Origin of the sequence: Halalkalibacter oceani (assembly GCF_023715705.1) — a bacterium.
In the GTDB taxonomy this organism is placed as follows: domain Bacteria; phylum Bacillota; class Bacilli; order Bacillales; family Bacillaceae_D; genus Halalkalibacter; species Halalkalibacter oceani_A.
The window spans coordinates 115,953-132,274 of sequence record NZ_JAMBOS010000003.1 but is presented as its reverse complement, the minus strand read 5'-3'; the positions used below and the strand labels follow the sequence as shown (position 1 = coordinate 132,274).

Annotated in this window: 11 protein-coding genes; 3 read left to right on the top strand and 8 right to left on the bottom strand. The window is 48.8% G+C overall.

Features of this window, described 5'->3' with window-relative positions; translation table 11 throughout:
* Positions 1 to 122: 122 nt before the first annotated feature.
* Complete coding sequence (locus M3212_RS04195; RefSeq protein WP_251192702.1) at positions 123 to 1,802, bottom strand: methyl-accepting chemotaxis protein; 1,680 nt, start codon at positions 1,800 to 1,802, stop codon at positions 123 to 125.
* A 216-nt stretch (positions 1,803 to 2,018) separates the two neighbouring features.
* On the opposite strand from M3212_RS04195, the gene pdxK reads away from it, so the two are divergent.
* Positions 2,019 to 2,828, top strand: a complete 810-nt coding sequence (pdxK, locus tag M3212_RS04190; RefSeq protein WP_251192701.1) for a pyridoxine/pyridoxal/pyridoxamine kinase — start codon at positions 2,019 to 2,021, stop codon at positions 2,826 to 2,828.
* Between the two features lie 259 nt (positions 2,829 to 3,087).
* Entirely contained in the window at positions 3,088 to 4,056 is a 969-nt protein-coding gene (rarD, locus tag M3212_RS04185) for an EamA family transporter RarD (protein WP_251192700.1), read from the top strand.
* 177 nt (positions 4,057 to 4,233) lie between these two features.
* Here the strand turns inward: rarD and glnA are convergent, their stop codons facing one another.
* The 3 genes from glnA to M3212_RS04170 all read right to left on the bottom strand — a co-directional run bounded on the left by glnA (position 4,234) and on the right by M3212_RS04170 (position 9,298).
* Positions 4,234 to 5,592 (bottom strand): type I glutamate--ammonia ligase, encoded by a 1,359-nt coding sequence (gene glnA / locus M3212_RS04180; protein WP_251192699.1) that lies wholly within the window; start codon positions 5,590 to 5,592, stop codon positions 4,234 to 4,236.
* A 443-nt stretch (positions 5,593 to 6,035) separates the two neighbouring features.
* Positions 6,036 to 7,520 carry a DEAD/DEAH box helicase gene (locus M3212_RS04175; RefSeq protein ID WP_251192698.1) on the bottom strand — a complete coding sequence of 495 codons (1,485 nt, stop codon included), beginning with the start codon at positions 7,518 to 7,520 and terminating at the stop codon, positions 6,036 to 6,038.
* 95 nt (positions 7,521 to 7,615) lie between these two features.
* On the bottom strand, positions 7,616 to 9,298 hold the full coding sequence (locus tag M3212_RS04170; RefSeq protein WP_251192697.1) for an alpha-glucosidase: 1,683 nt from the start codon (positions 9,296 to 9,298) through the stop codon (positions 7,616 to 7,618).
* Between the two features lie 218 nt (positions 9,299 to 9,516).
* Between M3212_RS04170 and M3212_RS04165 the strand changes: the two genes are divergently transcribed.
* A complete protein-coding gene (locus M3212_RS04165; protein WP_251192696.1) occupies positions 9,517 to 11,061 on the top strand; it encodes an FAD-dependent oxidoreductase in 1,545 nt (514 codons plus the stop codon).
* Between the two features lie 262 nt (positions 11,062 to 11,323).
* Here M3212_RS04165 and M3212_RS04160 read toward each other — a convergent pair whose 3' ends face one another.
* The 4 genes from M3212_RS04160 to M3212_RS04145 all read right to left on the bottom strand — a co-directional run bounded on the left by M3212_RS04160 (position 11,324) and on the right by M3212_RS04145 (position 16,294).
* Positions 11,324 to 11,803: a 2,4'-dihydroxyacetophenone dioxygenase family protein gene (locus M3212_RS04160; protein WP_251192695.1), complete on the bottom strand. Its 480-nt coding sequence runs from the start codon at positions 11,801 to 11,803 to the stop codon at positions 11,324 to 11,326.
* Between the two features lie 28 nt (positions 11,804 to 11,831).
* Positions 11,832 to 12,611 carry an SDR family NAD(P)-dependent oxidoreductase gene (locus tag M3212_RS04155; protein ID WP_251192694.1) on the bottom strand — a complete coding sequence of 260 codons (780 nt, stop codon included), beginning with the start codon at positions 12,609 to 12,611 and terminating at the stop codon, positions 11,832 to 11,834.
* Between the two features lie 206 nt (positions 12,612 to 12,817).
* A complete protein-coding gene (locus M3212_RS04150; RefSeq protein ID WP_251192693.1) occupies positions 12,818 to 13,828 on the bottom strand; it encodes a C-terminal binding protein in 1,011 nt (336 codons plus the stop codon).
* A 288-nt stretch (positions 13,829 to 14,116) separates the two neighbouring features.
* The gene (locus M3212_RS04145; RefSeq protein WP_251192692.1) at positions 14,117 to 16,294 is read right to left on the bottom strand and encodes a DNA topoisomerase III; all 2,178 of its coding nucleotides are present in this window, start codon (positions 16,292 to 16,294) and stop codon (positions 14,117 to 14,119) included.
* Positions 16,295 to 16,322 lie beyond the last annotated feature (28 nt).

Below are 16,322 nucleotides of genomic sequence, written 5' to 3'. Positions count from 1 at the left end.
ACTGCCCTTAAACCAAAAAATATTTTTTATTCCAAAAAATCCGAATCTTTCAACTTATTAAAAACAGGGTGTAAAAAGGCTTGTGTTTCGCCTTTTCGCACCCTGTTCCTAATAAAAGCTTATTAAAGTTTAAACTTGCTAACCTCTTCTTGCAATTCCGTTGATAAATGATTCAGCGCTTCTGCCGAGCTGGCGATTTCCTCCATAGAAGCCAATTGCTCCTCAGTGCTGGCAGCTACTCCCTGGGACGCGTCGGCATTTTGTTCAGATGCCGTCTCCATTTCTGACAGCGCTTCATTAAGACGGCTCGTGTGTAGCGAAATCTGCTCTGTCGCTGCAGAAACATGGGTCATTTCCTGCGTGACCCGTTCAACCGCATGCGAAATCCGGGTAAATGACTCTCCCACTTCATGGACAACCTTTGTTCCGACCTCGACTTCGGCAGTACCGCGATTCATCTCTTCCACAGCTCTTTCCGTATCTTCCTGAATGAGAAGAATCATCGTCGAAATTTTTTCTGCTGATGCTCTTGATTCCTCGGCTAATTTACGGACCTCATCCGCTACGACGGCAAATCCTTTTCCATGTTCACCCGCCCGTGCAGCCTCAATCGCGGCATTTAAAGCAAGCAGGTTCGTCTGCTCCGAAATCGACGTGATTAACTCCAGAATATTTCCAATCTCATGGGAACGCTCACCGAGCTGTTGAATGAACTCAGCCGACTGGCTAACCGTCTCCCGGATGGTGCCAATTTGACTGACCGCCCGTCCAATTGAAGCTTCTCCTTCTTTTGCTTCCCGGGAAGCTTCCTCCGCCATCGTACTGACACCTGTAGTGGCTTCAGTAATCATCTCAACTCCTTCATTAACCTTCAGAGCTGATTGTGTGCTCTCCTGTGAGCGATGAAGCGTTTGCTCAGACGCAGTAGATACCTCCTGGATCGTCATGGCGATTTGATTGGTCGCCGATGATGTCTCCTGGGAACTTGCCGACAATTGTTCAGCGGTGGCCGCGACCTGTTCAGACATATTCGTCGTTTTAGTTAATAGATCGCGAAGATTGTTACGCATGCTATTGAACGCCATCGTCAATTGACCGATTTCATCCTGTTTCTTTACTGGAATTTCCTCACCCGTTAAATCACCGCTGGCGATAATGTTGACGCGACCGAGTAGCACATTAATCGGTTTGACAATCATACTCGCAATGAAAAGACCGCTGATAATGCTAAGCACCGTGACAGCTACGGAAATCCAAATCGTCGTCATTTGCAGCCGCGACCCCTGGGTATTGATTTCATCCAACTTCGTCGCCAATGCTTCACGATTTACTTCAGACTGCTCCTGAAACGCCCGCATGATCTGCTGCGCCGGCGAAGTTCCTCTCGACAACAGAATCAGCATCGCCTCGTCCTCATCACCACTTTGCTGAGCAGGAAATACCTCATCGACCATGATCGTTTGCCATTCACGCGTTCGATTGACGAGGTGATGCAGAACTTCATCGTCCGTATTTTGCAACAGCCACTCTTCCAGCTCTCGACTTTCATCAGTTAACTTTTGAAAATCCTCCACATATTGAGTATTCCCCATTAATAGATACCCTCTCGACAAAGCCAGACGGTTGGCAACATTAAACGCCATTCGTTCCATTGTCATCAAAAGCGGTACTTCTTCCTCCTCCAGTTGCGCTATTTCCTGATTCGTTTGCTGGACACTCCACACACTATAGCCGGCATAGCCGATCATTAAAATGACCACAAATAAAAACCCTAGTAATATTCTCCCGCGAATTCCCCTCAATGTCTTTCCTCCTCATCTCTTTTCTCTTTTTCGAATTTTCTATTTTATAATATATTTCTAGATCATTATACTCTATTTTTCCACTACATAGATGATAAAAATCTACTTTTCGAACTAGGAGATTTGTTTCATGTACGATAGGACGCTCACTTACTTTAATATGACTAGTTCTTTTAGTATAATAAAGAAATCATGAAAGAAGAGGGGATGAACGTTATGTCAATGCCAAAAGCATTAACGATCGCGGGTTCAGATACGAGCGGCGGAGCCGGCTTGCAGGCAGATTTAAAAACATTTCAAGAGCTGGGGGTTTACGGAATGAACGCCCTGACGACAATTGTCGCGCAGGACCCTCATCGTGACTGGTTTCACGAAGTCTTCCCGCAGCCAGTACACGTGTTAGAAAAACAGCTTGAAACAGTGCTGGCGGGTATTGGAATAGATGCCGTTAAAACGGGGATGCTCGGTTCGATCGAGATCATTGAGCTCGTCGCTCAAAAGGTTGAGCACTATCAGCTTAAGCAGCTCGTCGTCGACCCAGTTATGGTCTGCAAGGGCGCAGATGAAGCCCTTAATCCGGAAACGGACGCCTGCCTGCGCGACGTCCTTGTGCCAAAGGCCTTTGTTGTCACACCAAACTTGTTTGAGGCCGCCCAATTAAGCGGCGGCGGTCCGATCACTTCACTGGAGGACATGAAGGCTGCCGCAGCGAAAATACATGATCTCGGCGCCAAGTATGTCATTGTCAAAGGCGGCAGCAAAATCGGACTCGATCGCGCGGTTGATGTCTTGTACGATGGTAAAGACTTTACCTTATTAGAATCTGAAACAATCGAAACGAGCTTTACGCATGGAGCCGGCTGCACCTACTCAGCAGCGATTGCGGCAGAGCTTGCTAAGGGTCGGGCGGTCGATGACGCGCTGCAGACGGCCAAGCAATTTATCACTGCGGCGATAAAGCATTCCTTCCGGCTGAATCAATACGTCGGGCCTACCAATCATGGTGCCTACCGCCGGGGAATGTAGGCAGGGGGCGTCTCCCTCTGCTAATATGTACGTTAGTTAGTTCCGGCCGGAGTGGTACTCTCCGCTCCAGCCGGATTCCCATCAACTCATACCCGCGTGCTCATTCAGAGCCCTTTTTCGCTTTCCTTCCATACATCAGCCTGCCTTTTGCCAATTTACATTAAGTAGTGTATACTCATGATCAAACGTTTCTATACACGAAATAAATATTATCATACACTCGTAAAAAACCTTTTATTCTTGGAAAGGATCTGAGAGAATGCAGGACACTACTTACCGTAATGGCGTCATTGCAACGGTTACGGCTTATTTGCTGTGGGGAATTCTTCCGCTTTACTGGAAACTGCTTGAGCATGTTCCGGCAATGGAAGTGTTGGCCCACCGGATCATTTGGTCATTGGTTCTGATGTTTCTTCTTTTACTTGCGCGAAAACAGCTTCCCGCCTTCTGGAAAGAATGTAAGATCATTTTTTCCAACAAAAAATCGGCTTTCGGGATTACGTTCGCTGCTTTTTTTATTAGTATCAACTGGTTTTTATTTATCTGGGCCGTTGCCAATGAGCGCGTAGTTGAAGCCAGTCTCGGTTATTATATCAACCCGCTTATTAGCGTGCTGCTCGGAATTTTATTTTTGAAGGAACGTTTTACGCGTTGGCAGGCCGTCTCATTCGTGTTAGCCTTTATCGGGGTCATGATATTGACGTTGTTTTACGGGGTGGTTCCATGGGTCTCACTGATTCTCGCCTGTTCGTTCGGAATATACGGATTATTAAAGAAGACCGTCCAGATCGGCGCTCTTTTCGGCTTGACGATCGAAACGTTAATTACCGCGCCATTCGCCCTTGGCTTTCTTTACTTCTATCATCAACAGCTTGCAGAAAGCAGAAGCTTCTTTGTCGATTCAACGACAGCCTGGCTGTTGATCATCGCCGGAGCAGCTACAGCGATCCCGTTGCTGTTGTTCGCGACAGGGGCGAGGCGGATTCCACTATCGCTGATGGGCTTTCTTCAATACATCGCTCCAACGCTGATGCTCATCTTAGGTGTTTTTCTTTATAAGGAGCCGTTCCATCTCTCGCAGCTGATCGCTTTTCTCTTTATCTGGACCGGGTTGTTTATTTTTACATCTTCCCGCCTCGGCTTCCTGCAAAAGCTGGGACGCCACCTGCCTTTTCGGCAGCGGCACCGGAAAAGTGAAAGTCTCGAAAAGGGAAAGCAGGCCCTTTGATACCCTTTGAGACAAAACTAGCTTTGGACCTACTGGCAATGGCTTCACACGCCACAAGCCCGTTGTGAGAAACCCACTCACAACGGGCTTTAAAAGATCGTGGCGGTTCCGCTCATTGCTTAAAGGCTGCGACAAAAAGGTAAAAAAACAACCTTTTGTCACAGCCTCTCTTTCTCTTTAAAATTTCGCTTGGTAGGCAGAAACTTCCCAACCATGAACCGTGGTGCGGAACTCATCATATTCTGCACGCTTTAACGCTACATACTCACTGAAGGAATGCTCACCCAATGCCCGACGGCCAATTTCTCCTGCTTCAAAACGGTCAATCGCCGCTTCCAGGTTCGTCGGTAAGTTCTCAATCCCGCGCTCTTCAATCTCCGCGACATCCATCGCAAAGATATCCGCATCAACAGCTGGAGCAGCTGATAATTGACGCTCTATTCCGTCAAGACCGGCAGTCGCGACAATTGCAAAGGCGAAATACGGATTGGCTGATGGGTCCGGACAACGGATTTCCACCCGTGTACCAGCTCCGCGAGTGGCCGGAATCCGGATTAAGGCTGAACGGTTTGAAGCCGACCAGGCAATGTAGCAAGGCGCTTCATAGCCTGGGACGAGACGCTTGTAGGAGTTAACAAGCGGATTCGTCACCGCGACAAAGTCCTTGACGTTCTCCATTAAACCAGCAATGAACTGGTATGCGGTCTTTGATAGTCCAAGCTCATCCGACTCATCATAAAATGCATTTTCCTGCTTCTCAACATCAAAAAGCGAGATATTCGTATGCATTCCACTTCCGTTTGCTCCTGCTAACGGCTTTGGCATAAATGTCGCATGCAAACCAAATTGCTGTGCTACCGTCTTGACGACCCATTTATACGTTGTCGCTGCATCAGCCGAACCTAACGCATCGGCATATTTAAAGTTAATTTCATGCTGACCGATTGCCACTTCATGGTGAGAAGCTTCAATCGTGAAGTTCATCATTTTCAACGCTCTATAGATTTCCAAACGAACGCGTTCCCCTAAGTCTTTTGGCGATGGTTCAAAATAACCGCCGACGTCCTGTGTTCTTAGTGTTGGCTGTCCATATTCATCCGTTTCAAATAAGAAGAATTCAAGCTCAGGTCCTACATTAATCGAATAGCCCTTCTCTTTGGCCCGTTCAACTGTTTTTTTTAGTACGTTACGAGGATCACCCTCAAAGTCAGAACCGTCTGGATTTGTTACACTGCATAGAAAGCGTGCTTCTGAATATCCGTCTTCGACTGTCCAAGGCAATACAGCGAACGTTGTTAAATCAGGTGCTAAATACAAGTCAGAACGGTTAATCGGCGTGTAGCCTGTGATGGAAGAACCGTCAAACATCACCTTCCCGTCAACAACCTGATCAATTTGCTCAGCTGTGACTGTAACATGCTTTAATGTCCCTTCAATGTCAACAAACTGCATGTGAAGTAATTCGACATTCTTCGCTTTAATCGTTTCCTTGATCGTTTCTATTAAGCTCTCTCTTGTTGGTGCAGATACCGTCATCCCCAAACACTTCCTTTTCATGTAATCTTATGTGACATCAATTTGTTATGTTTTACTTTAAAGCTGATTGAAGATTTCCGCAATAACAATGTCAGATAATCTTACATAAAACCTTTTCTATCCATTTCTTTACTATAATTAGCAGTTGTATAGGAAATAAAAAAAAGTCGGCTGAAGCGAGCTGCTCAGCCGATCTCAATCAAGGGGTAATACGATGAAGAGTCTTACTTGTGTGGGTCACCTTCAAGATACCAACCGAACACAGAAGAGACAACCCTTTCCGCTTAAACTTAAAAAAATGCTAACATAATTTACAATCGCTTAAGAAAAACGCGTACCGCCCTACCTAAAAGCGGGGCCCTTCAGCTCGCCGCGTAACGCGTGAAGCCGATGCCCCGCCCCGAAAATCTTTATACTTCCTTCATCGCCTAGTGGCTTTTCCTTTACGCGTGATGCTTGGCTTTACGCTGTTGTCCACCACGGCCATGCGACGACTGACGACGACCGCTTTCCTTCCCGCGATACTGCGGGCGACGGCGATCATCTCCCCGAAGCTGGCGATATGGTTTCCCTGCGGCTGAGCCTCCACCTTCGCGGCGTTTTTTCGCACGCAACGGTGCTTCAGCTGTAAGGCGAACCGGCGTCATATCCGGCTCTTTTGTCAGAAGCTTCAAAGCTGCGGCAAGCGCTGTTGCTGCATCCGATTCCTGCAGAAGCTCCTTGGCCGCTTGACGGTAGGCGTCAGCTCCTCCATCTGCAATCAATGAGCGAAGCTGGCTAAGCGCAAGCTGCTGCTGGCCTTCAATTGCTTCCTCAAAAGACGGCATTTCACGCTTTGTCATTTTCTTCTTCGATAAACGTTCAATCGCTTTAACATGATCCTTTTCACGCGGTGTCGCAAAGGTTACCGCCACACCGGATTTCCCGGCACGTCCTGTCCGTCCAATCCGGTGGACGTAGCTTTCCGGGTCCTGCGGCAAATCGAAGTTATAGACATGCGTCACTCCGCTAATGTCGAGTCCGCGCGCCGCCACATCGGTAGCGACAAGAACATCAATCAATCCGTTCTTAAATTTGCGCAGCACACTGTCACGCTTCGCCTGATTCAGGTCTCCGTGAATTCCTTCCGCACGATAGCCGCGTTTTGCGAGTGCTTCTGCCAGTTCATCAACCCGACGCTTCGTCCGGCCAAATACGATCGCCAGTTCCGGCGTGTGAATGTCAATTAACCGGCATAACGCATCAAACTTGTCACGCTCCGCAAGCTCAATATATTGCTGCTCAATGTTTTCCATTGTTACTTCTTTTGCTTTGACCGCAATAAGCTCAGGTTCCTTCATAAAGGTTTGCGCCAGCTTTTCAATTCGCTTCGGCATTGTCGCGGAGAACAATAATGTTTGGCGCTCAGTCGGCACCTCTTTCAAAATTGTCTCAATATCTTCGATGAAACCCATATTTAACATTTCATCCGCTTCATCCAGAACGACTGTCTCCACTTCCTGAAGGCGGATCGTCTTACGGCGCATATGATCCATCAAACGCCCAGGTGTGGCGACGATCACATGAGGCTTCCGCTTCAAGTCGCGAATTTGCTTACGCATATCCTGTCCGCCGTAAACTACGACCGTGCGGACGCCCTTATATTTCCCAAAGGCAATCAGCGATTCTGAAACCTGATTGGCCAGCTCTCTTGTCGGCGCAAGAATTAACGCCTGGACATGATCCTCTTCCGTCTTTATCCGATTAATTAACGGCACGCCAAACGCACCGGTCTTTCCTGTTCCCGTTTGCGCCTGTCCAATGATGTCCTTACCTTCCAAGGCTGTTGGTATCGTCGCTGTTTGAATAGGGGTGGCTTCTGAAAAGCCCATTTCTGTTACGGCTCTCACCACTTGATGGTCCAAGCCAAATTCATAAAAAGTTGCCAAATATATAATCTCCTTTATCAGTGTTATCCACCGTACTTAAATAAAAAAACATCTTTTAATGATACCATGTCCAAAATGTCAATGCAATATAATTGTTAAGGATTTAAATCTCTAACACCCTTTTCCTGCTCTTTATATACCCTCGCTTCGTAAGGGCGAAACCATGCGTGAGAACTGACCTGCTGATTCGATAACAGCAACTCCATTTTCTTCAGCTGTGCCGCCAGCCCAGCCTCGAGCTGAGAATCGGACGCTACCATATTGACAATGATCAAATACGACTGTCCCTGCAACACGCGGCGATAAGCATAGATGGCCGGGTCATCCTTCGCCTCCAGCACATAGCGTCCATATATTAACGGCAGGGCTCCTTTTCGCAGGCGGATCATCGCTTTGTAATAGGAGAGGACAGAGCCGACGTCTCGTTCCTGGGCGGCGACATTGATCGAGCGGTAGTTCGGATTGACGCCGATCCATGTTTTGTCGGCCGTTGAAAAGCCTGCATGTGCCGAATCATCCCATTGCATCGGAGTCCGGGCATTGTCTCTTCCGTTCGTCCAAATTACAGCAAGCGCCTCATCGTTGGTCAGTCCTTCTTCCCGTTTAAGCCGATACTCATTTTTCGCGCTTACATCACGATACTCATCAATTGAAGAAAACCTGACATTTGTCATGCCGATTTCCTGCCCTTGATAAATAAACGGCGTCCCCTGCATAAAAAAGAATACCGTCGCCAGGGCGGTAGCGCTCTCACGCCAATATTGTTCATCGTTTCCCCACGAGGAAACGCTCCTTGGCTGATCATGATTTTCAAGAAATAAAGCATTCCAGCCAACGCCGTCCAGCTTTTCCTGCCAGGTAGAGAGAACTTGCTTCACTTTTTTCAGATCAAATGGCCGCCCATCGTTTCCCCACAAGCCAAGATGCTCAAATTGAAAAATCATATTAAAAACTCCGTCAGCTTCTCCAACCCATAAGCCGGCCTCTTCAGCGGATACTCCATTCGCCTCGCCGACCGTGACGATGTCATAGTTGGCAAATGTACGCTGCTTCAATTCCTGCAAAAACCGCTCAATCCCTTTTTGATTCAGGTGGCCGGCAAAGGAAGGAACATAGCGCAAGCCTTTCGGGTTGGGCAGATCAGGAAGACCATCCGCCTTCTTAATATGGGAAATCGCATCGACCCGGAAGCCATCAATCCCTTTAGCGAGCCAGCCGTCTATCATCTGATAAAGTGCTTGACGAACCTTTTCGTTCTCCCAATTTAAATCAGGCTGCTTCTTTGAAAAAAGATGAAGATAGTAGTCCCCTGTATGCCGATCATATTCCCAGGCCGACCCGTGAAAGATCGATTCCCAATTATTCGGCTCACTGCCGTCCTGTTTTGGTTCCCTCCATATATACCAGTCTCGCTTCGAAGAGCTTCTGGAGGAGCGTGATTCAATAAACCATTGATGCTCATCAGAAGTGTGGTTAATGACCAAATCAAGAATCAGCTTCATACCCCGCTTATGAATTTCCTCCAACAGGCAATCAAAATCCGTCATCGTCCCGTACATCGGCAGGATCGCTTCGTAATCACTGATATCATAGCCGTTGTCATCATTCGGTGAAGCGTATATAGGACAAAGCCAGATTAAATCAATTCCCAGCTCCTTCAAATAGTCCAGCTTTTCGATGATTCCCCGCAGATCGCCGTTCCCATCGCCATTTGAATCCTTAAAGCTGCGCGGATAAACCTGGTAAGCAACGGCTTCCTTCCACCAGCATCTTTTCATTCCTGACCTCCTCTTAGTATACCCCGTTCCTCTTTCTCTCTTTCATACTCGATAATGATTACATTGAATCATCTGAAAGTGGGTATGTTAAAAAACAACTGCATGTTCATCGATCTCCACATCACGTAACCATTTCAAAAGCGGCATAACAAGTCATTCACTTTTTTATACTTACTTTTCTTTGCAGAAAGTATTCCACGAATTGGAGGAAGATAGTTATGACAGATCACAACGACCGGCATTCATCCCTGCCGGAACGCCCTGAGCCATTTTGGCGTGTTTCCACGCAGCTGGCTTCGTTTCCCGCCCTCAGTCAAGATATTGAAACCGATGTAGCGATTGTCGGTGGAGGCATCTCCGGTTTGACGACAGCCTACCTGTTGGCCAAAGCCGGAAAAAGAGTAGCTCTGCTAGAGGCCGATGTGCTGGCCAATGGTACAACCGGTCATACGACCGCAAAAATAACCGCCCAGCATGACATCATTTACGATGAGCTTATTTCACACATTGGTAAGGAGCAGGCAAAGCTTTACTATGAAGCAAGCATGGACGCTTTGCGCTTCATCCGGAACCTTGTCAAAGAAGAAAAAATGGAATGCGATTTTTCTGACCAGGACGCCTATTTATTTACAACAACGAATCAAGGTGTAAAAAAACTCGAGGATGAGTACAACGCTTATCAGGAGCTCGGGATTCCAGGGGAATTACGGACAAGTATTCCGGTGAAAAACATTCCGGTGAAAGCCGCCCTCGTTATGAAGGAGCAGGCTCAATTCCATCCGTTAATGTATATCGCGCACCTCATAAAAGGCATTGTCGATAATGGCGGTTCTATTTATGAACAGACCGTTGCGCTCGATATTGAGGAGAAGAGCCGGCCGGTTATTTTGACAAAGAGCGGCGCGAAGGTCGAGGCCGATCATGTTGTCATCGCCTCTCATTTTCCTTTCTTCGATGGAAGCGGTTTGTATTTCTCGAAAATGTACCCGTCCCGCTCCTATGTCGTCGCCGCAAAAGTGGATAATGACTTTCCGGAAGGGATGTATTTAAGCGTTGATTCCCCGTCCCGTTCCTTGCGCTATACGATGATGGATGGGGAAAAGCTCGTTTTAATCGGCGGCCAAAACCATAAAACGGGCCACGGCATAGACACGCTGAATCATTACGAGGCGCTTGAGCAGTACGGGCAGGAAATCTTCCAGACGCTGGACATTCGCTTTCGCTGGTCAGCGCAGGATTTAACAACCCTGGACAAAATTCCTTATATCGGGCGGCACTCGAAGCTTCATCCTTCCATTTTTGTCGCGACAGGCTACCGGAAATGGGGGATGACGAACAGTACCGTCGCCGCGCTGTTGATCAGCGATCTTATTTTGCAGCGTCCGAACCGCTATCAGGAATTGTTCAGCCCGGGCCGCTTTGTCGCTGATCCAAGCATCAGGAATTTCATCTCGCAAAACACGGATGTCGCCAAGCAGCTTTTCCAGGGGAAATTTGACCAGACAGAGCGCAAGCCGGAAGAGGTTAAAAAGGGAGAGGGTACCATTGTCAACGTGAATGGCAAACGTGCCGGCGCCTACCGCGAACAGGACGGGACCCTGCACGTCGTCGATACAACCTGCACTCACATGGGCTGTGAGGTTCATTGGAATCACGGCGACCATACATGGGATTGTCCCTGCCACGGCTCACGCTTTTCCTTCAAAGGTGAAGTCGTGGAAGGACCGGCCAAACAGCCGCTTAAATCAATTAAAACTGACTAGCTCAGCTCAGTCCCAAGGAAAAATCTTTCTGAGCGGCAATGGTTCCACCCGCCACAAGCCCGTTGTGAAAAACCCACTCACAACGGGCTTTAAAAGAACGTGGCGCTTCCACTCATTGCCTCGCTTCAGACAGTGGCTTCGTTCTGCGCTCATCTGATACCGAAGAAACCCGTTTCGGTAGCAGATTTTAAAACCAGGCGCAGACTGCACACACTGTTTCGCCCCGTCCTCTCAGGAAAAACCATTCTGAGAGGACGGAGCTTCAGTAAACGAGATTTTTCTTTTCGATGTTGTGCTGGTCACAGTAGTCGTAGTAGCGTTTCATTTTGCTGAAGACGTCGTCCTGGACGATCACTTGGTCCTGATCATCGAGGTACTGGATTGTGCCTTCGAGCATAAAGATCGTGATCATATCCTCTTCACCATCGACGGTAAGCGTATGAATGTCACCCGGCGGTTCAAAGACGAATGTCCCCGGCTTGGCTGACCACTCCCGTTCTAAATAGCGCCATTCCCCCTGAATCGTGTAGGCCAGCACTTGACCGCCTGTGTGGCGATGCCGGTTGACCACACCACCCGGTCTGACCTTTAACAGATTAATCCAGGCTCCCGTTGCCAGATTAAAACGCACCGGTTTAAACCAAACACGATCTCCTTGCGGCACCCATGGAATTTCATTCAAATCAATTGCCTGATCTGGCAAGCCCATCTGTTCTGTAAACGTGTTTAAATCAATACTCATTTTAATGTTCCTCCTTTTTTCTCCTTGTTTATGATTGAGCGGCTGGCGGATAAAGCACTGGATCGCCGGCCAACAAACCACCATCTATCGGAATATCCACGCCCGTGACGAAGCTCGCATCGTCCGACAGCAGAAAATCAATCACCGCCGCCACCTCTTCCGGTTTTCCGAACCTTCTTTGCGGAGTGCGGGAAAGAATCCGCTCCTTAAACACCGGGTCCTTTGTTGCCCCGGCAGACAGCTGCGTTTCAATATAGCCCGGACTGACAGCATTCACGCGAATATTGTCTTCTGCCCAGTCTACGGCCAGGCACTTTGTCATTTGGATGACAGCCCCCTTGGACGAGGCGTAGCTGATTAAGTTTTTGCTGCCATAATGAGCGAGCATCGAGCCGAAATTAACAATACTGCCACCGCCGTCCTTGGCCATAAACGGGTAGACCGCCTGGCACATCAACAAACCGCCGACCAAATTAATTGACAAGACCCGTTGATAGTCATCCTTTTGAACGCTTTTCGCCGGAGCGCGCGTAATAATTCCCGCCGCATTGACTAAATAATCAATTCTGCCAAAATCACGGTAAATTTCGGAAACCACCCGGGAAACCGCCTCTTCGTCTGCGACATCCCCGTCATAATAGACAACGCTTCTTCCCTGCCCCTGCAGCGAACGCTCCGTTTCGCGGCCAAGCTCTTCTGTAATACCGACAATTGCAATACGAATCCCTTTGCTGCTTAATCGTTCAACGACCGCCCGTCCGAGACCTGTTACTCCTCCTGTAACGATCGCAACCTTCCCCTCATTCACTCAAGCCACCTCCTGTAAACTGCTTTTAAGAAAACCTCGTAGCGGCTTATCTTAGAAGCGGTGTGCGGAGCCGCTACCCTCTTTATAAGGATGGCTGAAAACGGGCTTTCATCAGCCATCTGCGTAACGTGCGAAGCCGCCACCCTTCCTCGAATCAACCCGAAGGTCTTATACTTTCTTATCTGTTCAAAAAGCCGATTCATTCACTAGACTACGAGATTCTGTTTAGCCTTCAGCGCTATTTTCGGCTTCACCTCCTTATTCACCATATATGGCGGATAATAACCGGTAAGCACGGCGGCCACATTCTCGGCACATTTCCGCTTCAGCTCCTGCTCTGATTCCACTGAGTACCAGGCGACATGCGGATTGAGGATGACATGATCCATCTTCAAAAATGGATGGTCGACTGCTATAGGCTCCGTTTCGACGACATCTAGTCCCGCCCCGGCAATCTCTCCATTCTGCAGAGCAAAGATGAGCGCCGCCTCATCAACGACCGGCCCTCTCGCCGTATTAATCAGAAAAGCTTCGTTCTTCATCAATTTAAAATGCTCGGCTTTGATCATGCCGCGCGTCTGCTCCGTCAGTGGCGCATGAATCGATAGATAGTCGGATTTTTGGCAAAGCTCTTCCAGCGAAACCAACTCCACATTCAATGCGGCGGCGACTTCTGCTGAAACAAACGGGTCAAACGCCATTACCTTTAAGCCAAAGGCCTGCGCTTTAGGAACGAGAGCACGCGGAATGCTTCCAAGTCCCACGAGGCCGAGTGTCCGGTTTTTCAACCGATAAACCGGCACCCCCTGCTTAAAATCCCATAAGCGGTCTTCCTTAATCGCGGCGTTCAGCTTGACGACTTTCCGGGCGCAGGCGATCAGCAACGCAAATGCGTGATCGGACACCTCATCCAGACAGTAGTCCGACACATTGCAGACTAAGATACCCGCCTCCGTTGCCGCCTTAATGTCAACCGTATTGACTCCGATGCCATACTTCGCAATGACTTTGCAGTTATTGAGCTTGTTGATTATCTTTTCGGACAGGGGCGCATATTGATTCAAAATCGCATCGGCTTCTTTGACCGCTTCGAGCACCTCATCCTCTGTCCGGCATTGCGCCGGAATGAGCTCCGCCCCAATGCCCTCAAGGACTTCCCGTTCAATATCAAGAGAACTGTATTCAAAATCCGTGACGACTACTTTGAACTTCCCCATAACAATGTGTCCTCTCTTCCCCGCTTGTTATTTTAAAGCGCTTACAAAAAAAATTCAAAAAAGGGACTCGCGATATATGTAATATATTAAATATTAATATATGTATTGTCAAGCTGAAACATCCCCCGCCAAAAAAGCCACAATGACAAGCATCAGCCAACATTCACGCTTCTATATGAGGATATTGGCTGATTCCACCAGATATGAATAAAATCCGTCCTGCTGCCATTGCTGAAAAAGCAAGCCTGGCAAAAGGTCCATGCCAACCTTTTGTCTCAGGCTTCCCTTCTATTTATCCAGCTTCAGCTTAGCCAATGCTTCGGCCAGAGCGTTGTTTGCAAACTCGTCTTCGTTTTGCTTTTTCATATAGTTGGCGACTTCTTTTTTTGACACTTTCTTATGCTGATTCTCTTTTCGCCGCTCCTGAAAAGCCGACAGCTTCTCACGGTGACCACAGCTGCAAACAAAAGTTTGTCCTTCCCCTTCTCCCCAAAGCTCCAGCTTCTTTTTGCATTTCGGACAACGGGCGTTGGTCACCTTTGCAATATTTTTCTTATAGCCACACTGCCGATCCTGGCAGACCCGTTTTTTGCCATGCTTTGTTTTCAGCTCAATCAGCAGCTTTCCGCATTGCGGGCACGGCGTTCCCGTAATATTGTCATGCTTGAACGTTTTGTCGCTTTGCTTGATTGATTTCACAATGTTGGCGGCGTACTGCTTCATTTCCTCGACAAACTGCGATTTGCTCAGTTCGCCTTTGGCGATTTTCTCCAGCTTCAGCTCCCATTCGGCTGTTAAAGCCGGAGATTGAAGGTCCTCGGGAACGAGGTCAAGCAACTGCCTCCCCTTTCCCGTCAGAAACAGCTCTTTTCCTCTCTTTTCCATTAGCTGTGTTTGCAGCAGTTTCTCGATGATGTCGGCTCTTGTCGCCACCGTTCCGATTCCGCCTGTTTTGCCAAGCGTATCGGCGAGCTCCTTCTCCTCCTTGCTTAAAAAAGCCATCGGCTTTTCCATTGCGGAAAGCAGCGTCGCTTCAGTCAGTCGGGCCGGCGGCTTCGTTTCCCCGTGCTTCAGTTCGACCTTGCCAGAGCGAAGTTGGTCACCTTTTTTCAGACGGGGAATGTCGACGTCCTCCTCTGTGCGGGAATCATCCCCGGCATACACTTCCCTCCAGCCCGGCGAGAGCGTGCGTTTTCCTTTAGCAGAAAGCTGTTCCCCTGCAACTTTTGCACTAATCGTCGTCTGCTCATATTCGGCTGCCGGAAAAAGAGCGGCAAGAAAACGGCGGACAACAAGGCGGTACAGCTTTGTCTCTTTTTCACTTAGCGCAGCCGGAGCCGGGGCCTGCTCGGTCGGAATAATCGCATGATGATCGGAAACATGCTTATCATTGATGCAGGCAAGCCTCTGATCAAATGAGCGTCCTTTCAGCGAAGCAACGACCTTCCGAAATGGCTGCACGTCACACGCCTTAATCCGTTCCGCCAGCGTTCCAACAAGATCGGAGGAAAGATAGCGCGAATCGGTCCGCGGGTAGGTCACAGCCTTATGCTGCTCGTATAAGCGCTGCAGAATCGACAGCGTTTCCTTGGCCGAAAATCCGTAGCGGCTGTTCGCTTCACGCTGCAATTCTGTTAAATCGTACAGCTGCGGAGGAGGTGTTTTCTTTTTCACCGTCTCCACTGCGGTAACGACACCCTCGGCGTTTTTCAACAGTTGTTCCAGCTTCTCTGCTTTGGCGCGATCAAAGATGCGCTGCTCCTTCGTCTTTGGATCGTGCCATTGCAGCGTCAGCCCCTGTGCGGTTGTCAGCGCCAGCTGGTAATAAGGGACGGGCTTGAACGAACGGATATCAGCTTCCCTTTTCGCAATCATCGCCAATGTTGGCGTCTGCACGCGTCCGCACGATAACTGCGCCTGAAATTTAGTCGTCAGCGCCCGCGTTCCATTCATTCCGACGTACCAGTCCGCTTCTGAACGGGCAACGGCCGAGTGATAAAGGCCTTCATATTTTTTCGCGTCGGCAAGCTTGGCAAAGCCTTGCTTAATCGCCTGGTCGGTAACCGAGGAGATCCAGAGCCGTTTCAATGGCTTATTAACATGGGCTTTCTCCAGAATCCATCTGGCGACCAGCTCCCCTTCACGTCCGGCGTCGGTGGCGATGATCACACTGTCGACATCCTTTCGTTGCAGCTGTGCCTTTACCGCATGGAACTGCTTGCTCGTCTGCTTAATAACCACGAGCTGCAGGCGCTTCGGCAGCATCGGCAAATCCTCCAGCTTCCACGTCTGATACGTTTCCCCATAGACTTCAGGCTCAGCCAGCGTGACGAGATGACCCAGCGCCCACGTGACAATATATTTATCCCCTTCTAGAAAGCCATTTCCCTTCCGCTCGCAGCGCAGCACTCTGGCAATATCGCGGGCGACGGACGGCTTTTCGGCTAATACCACCGCTTTTTTCATAAAAACATCCTTTCTCAACAGATCACTT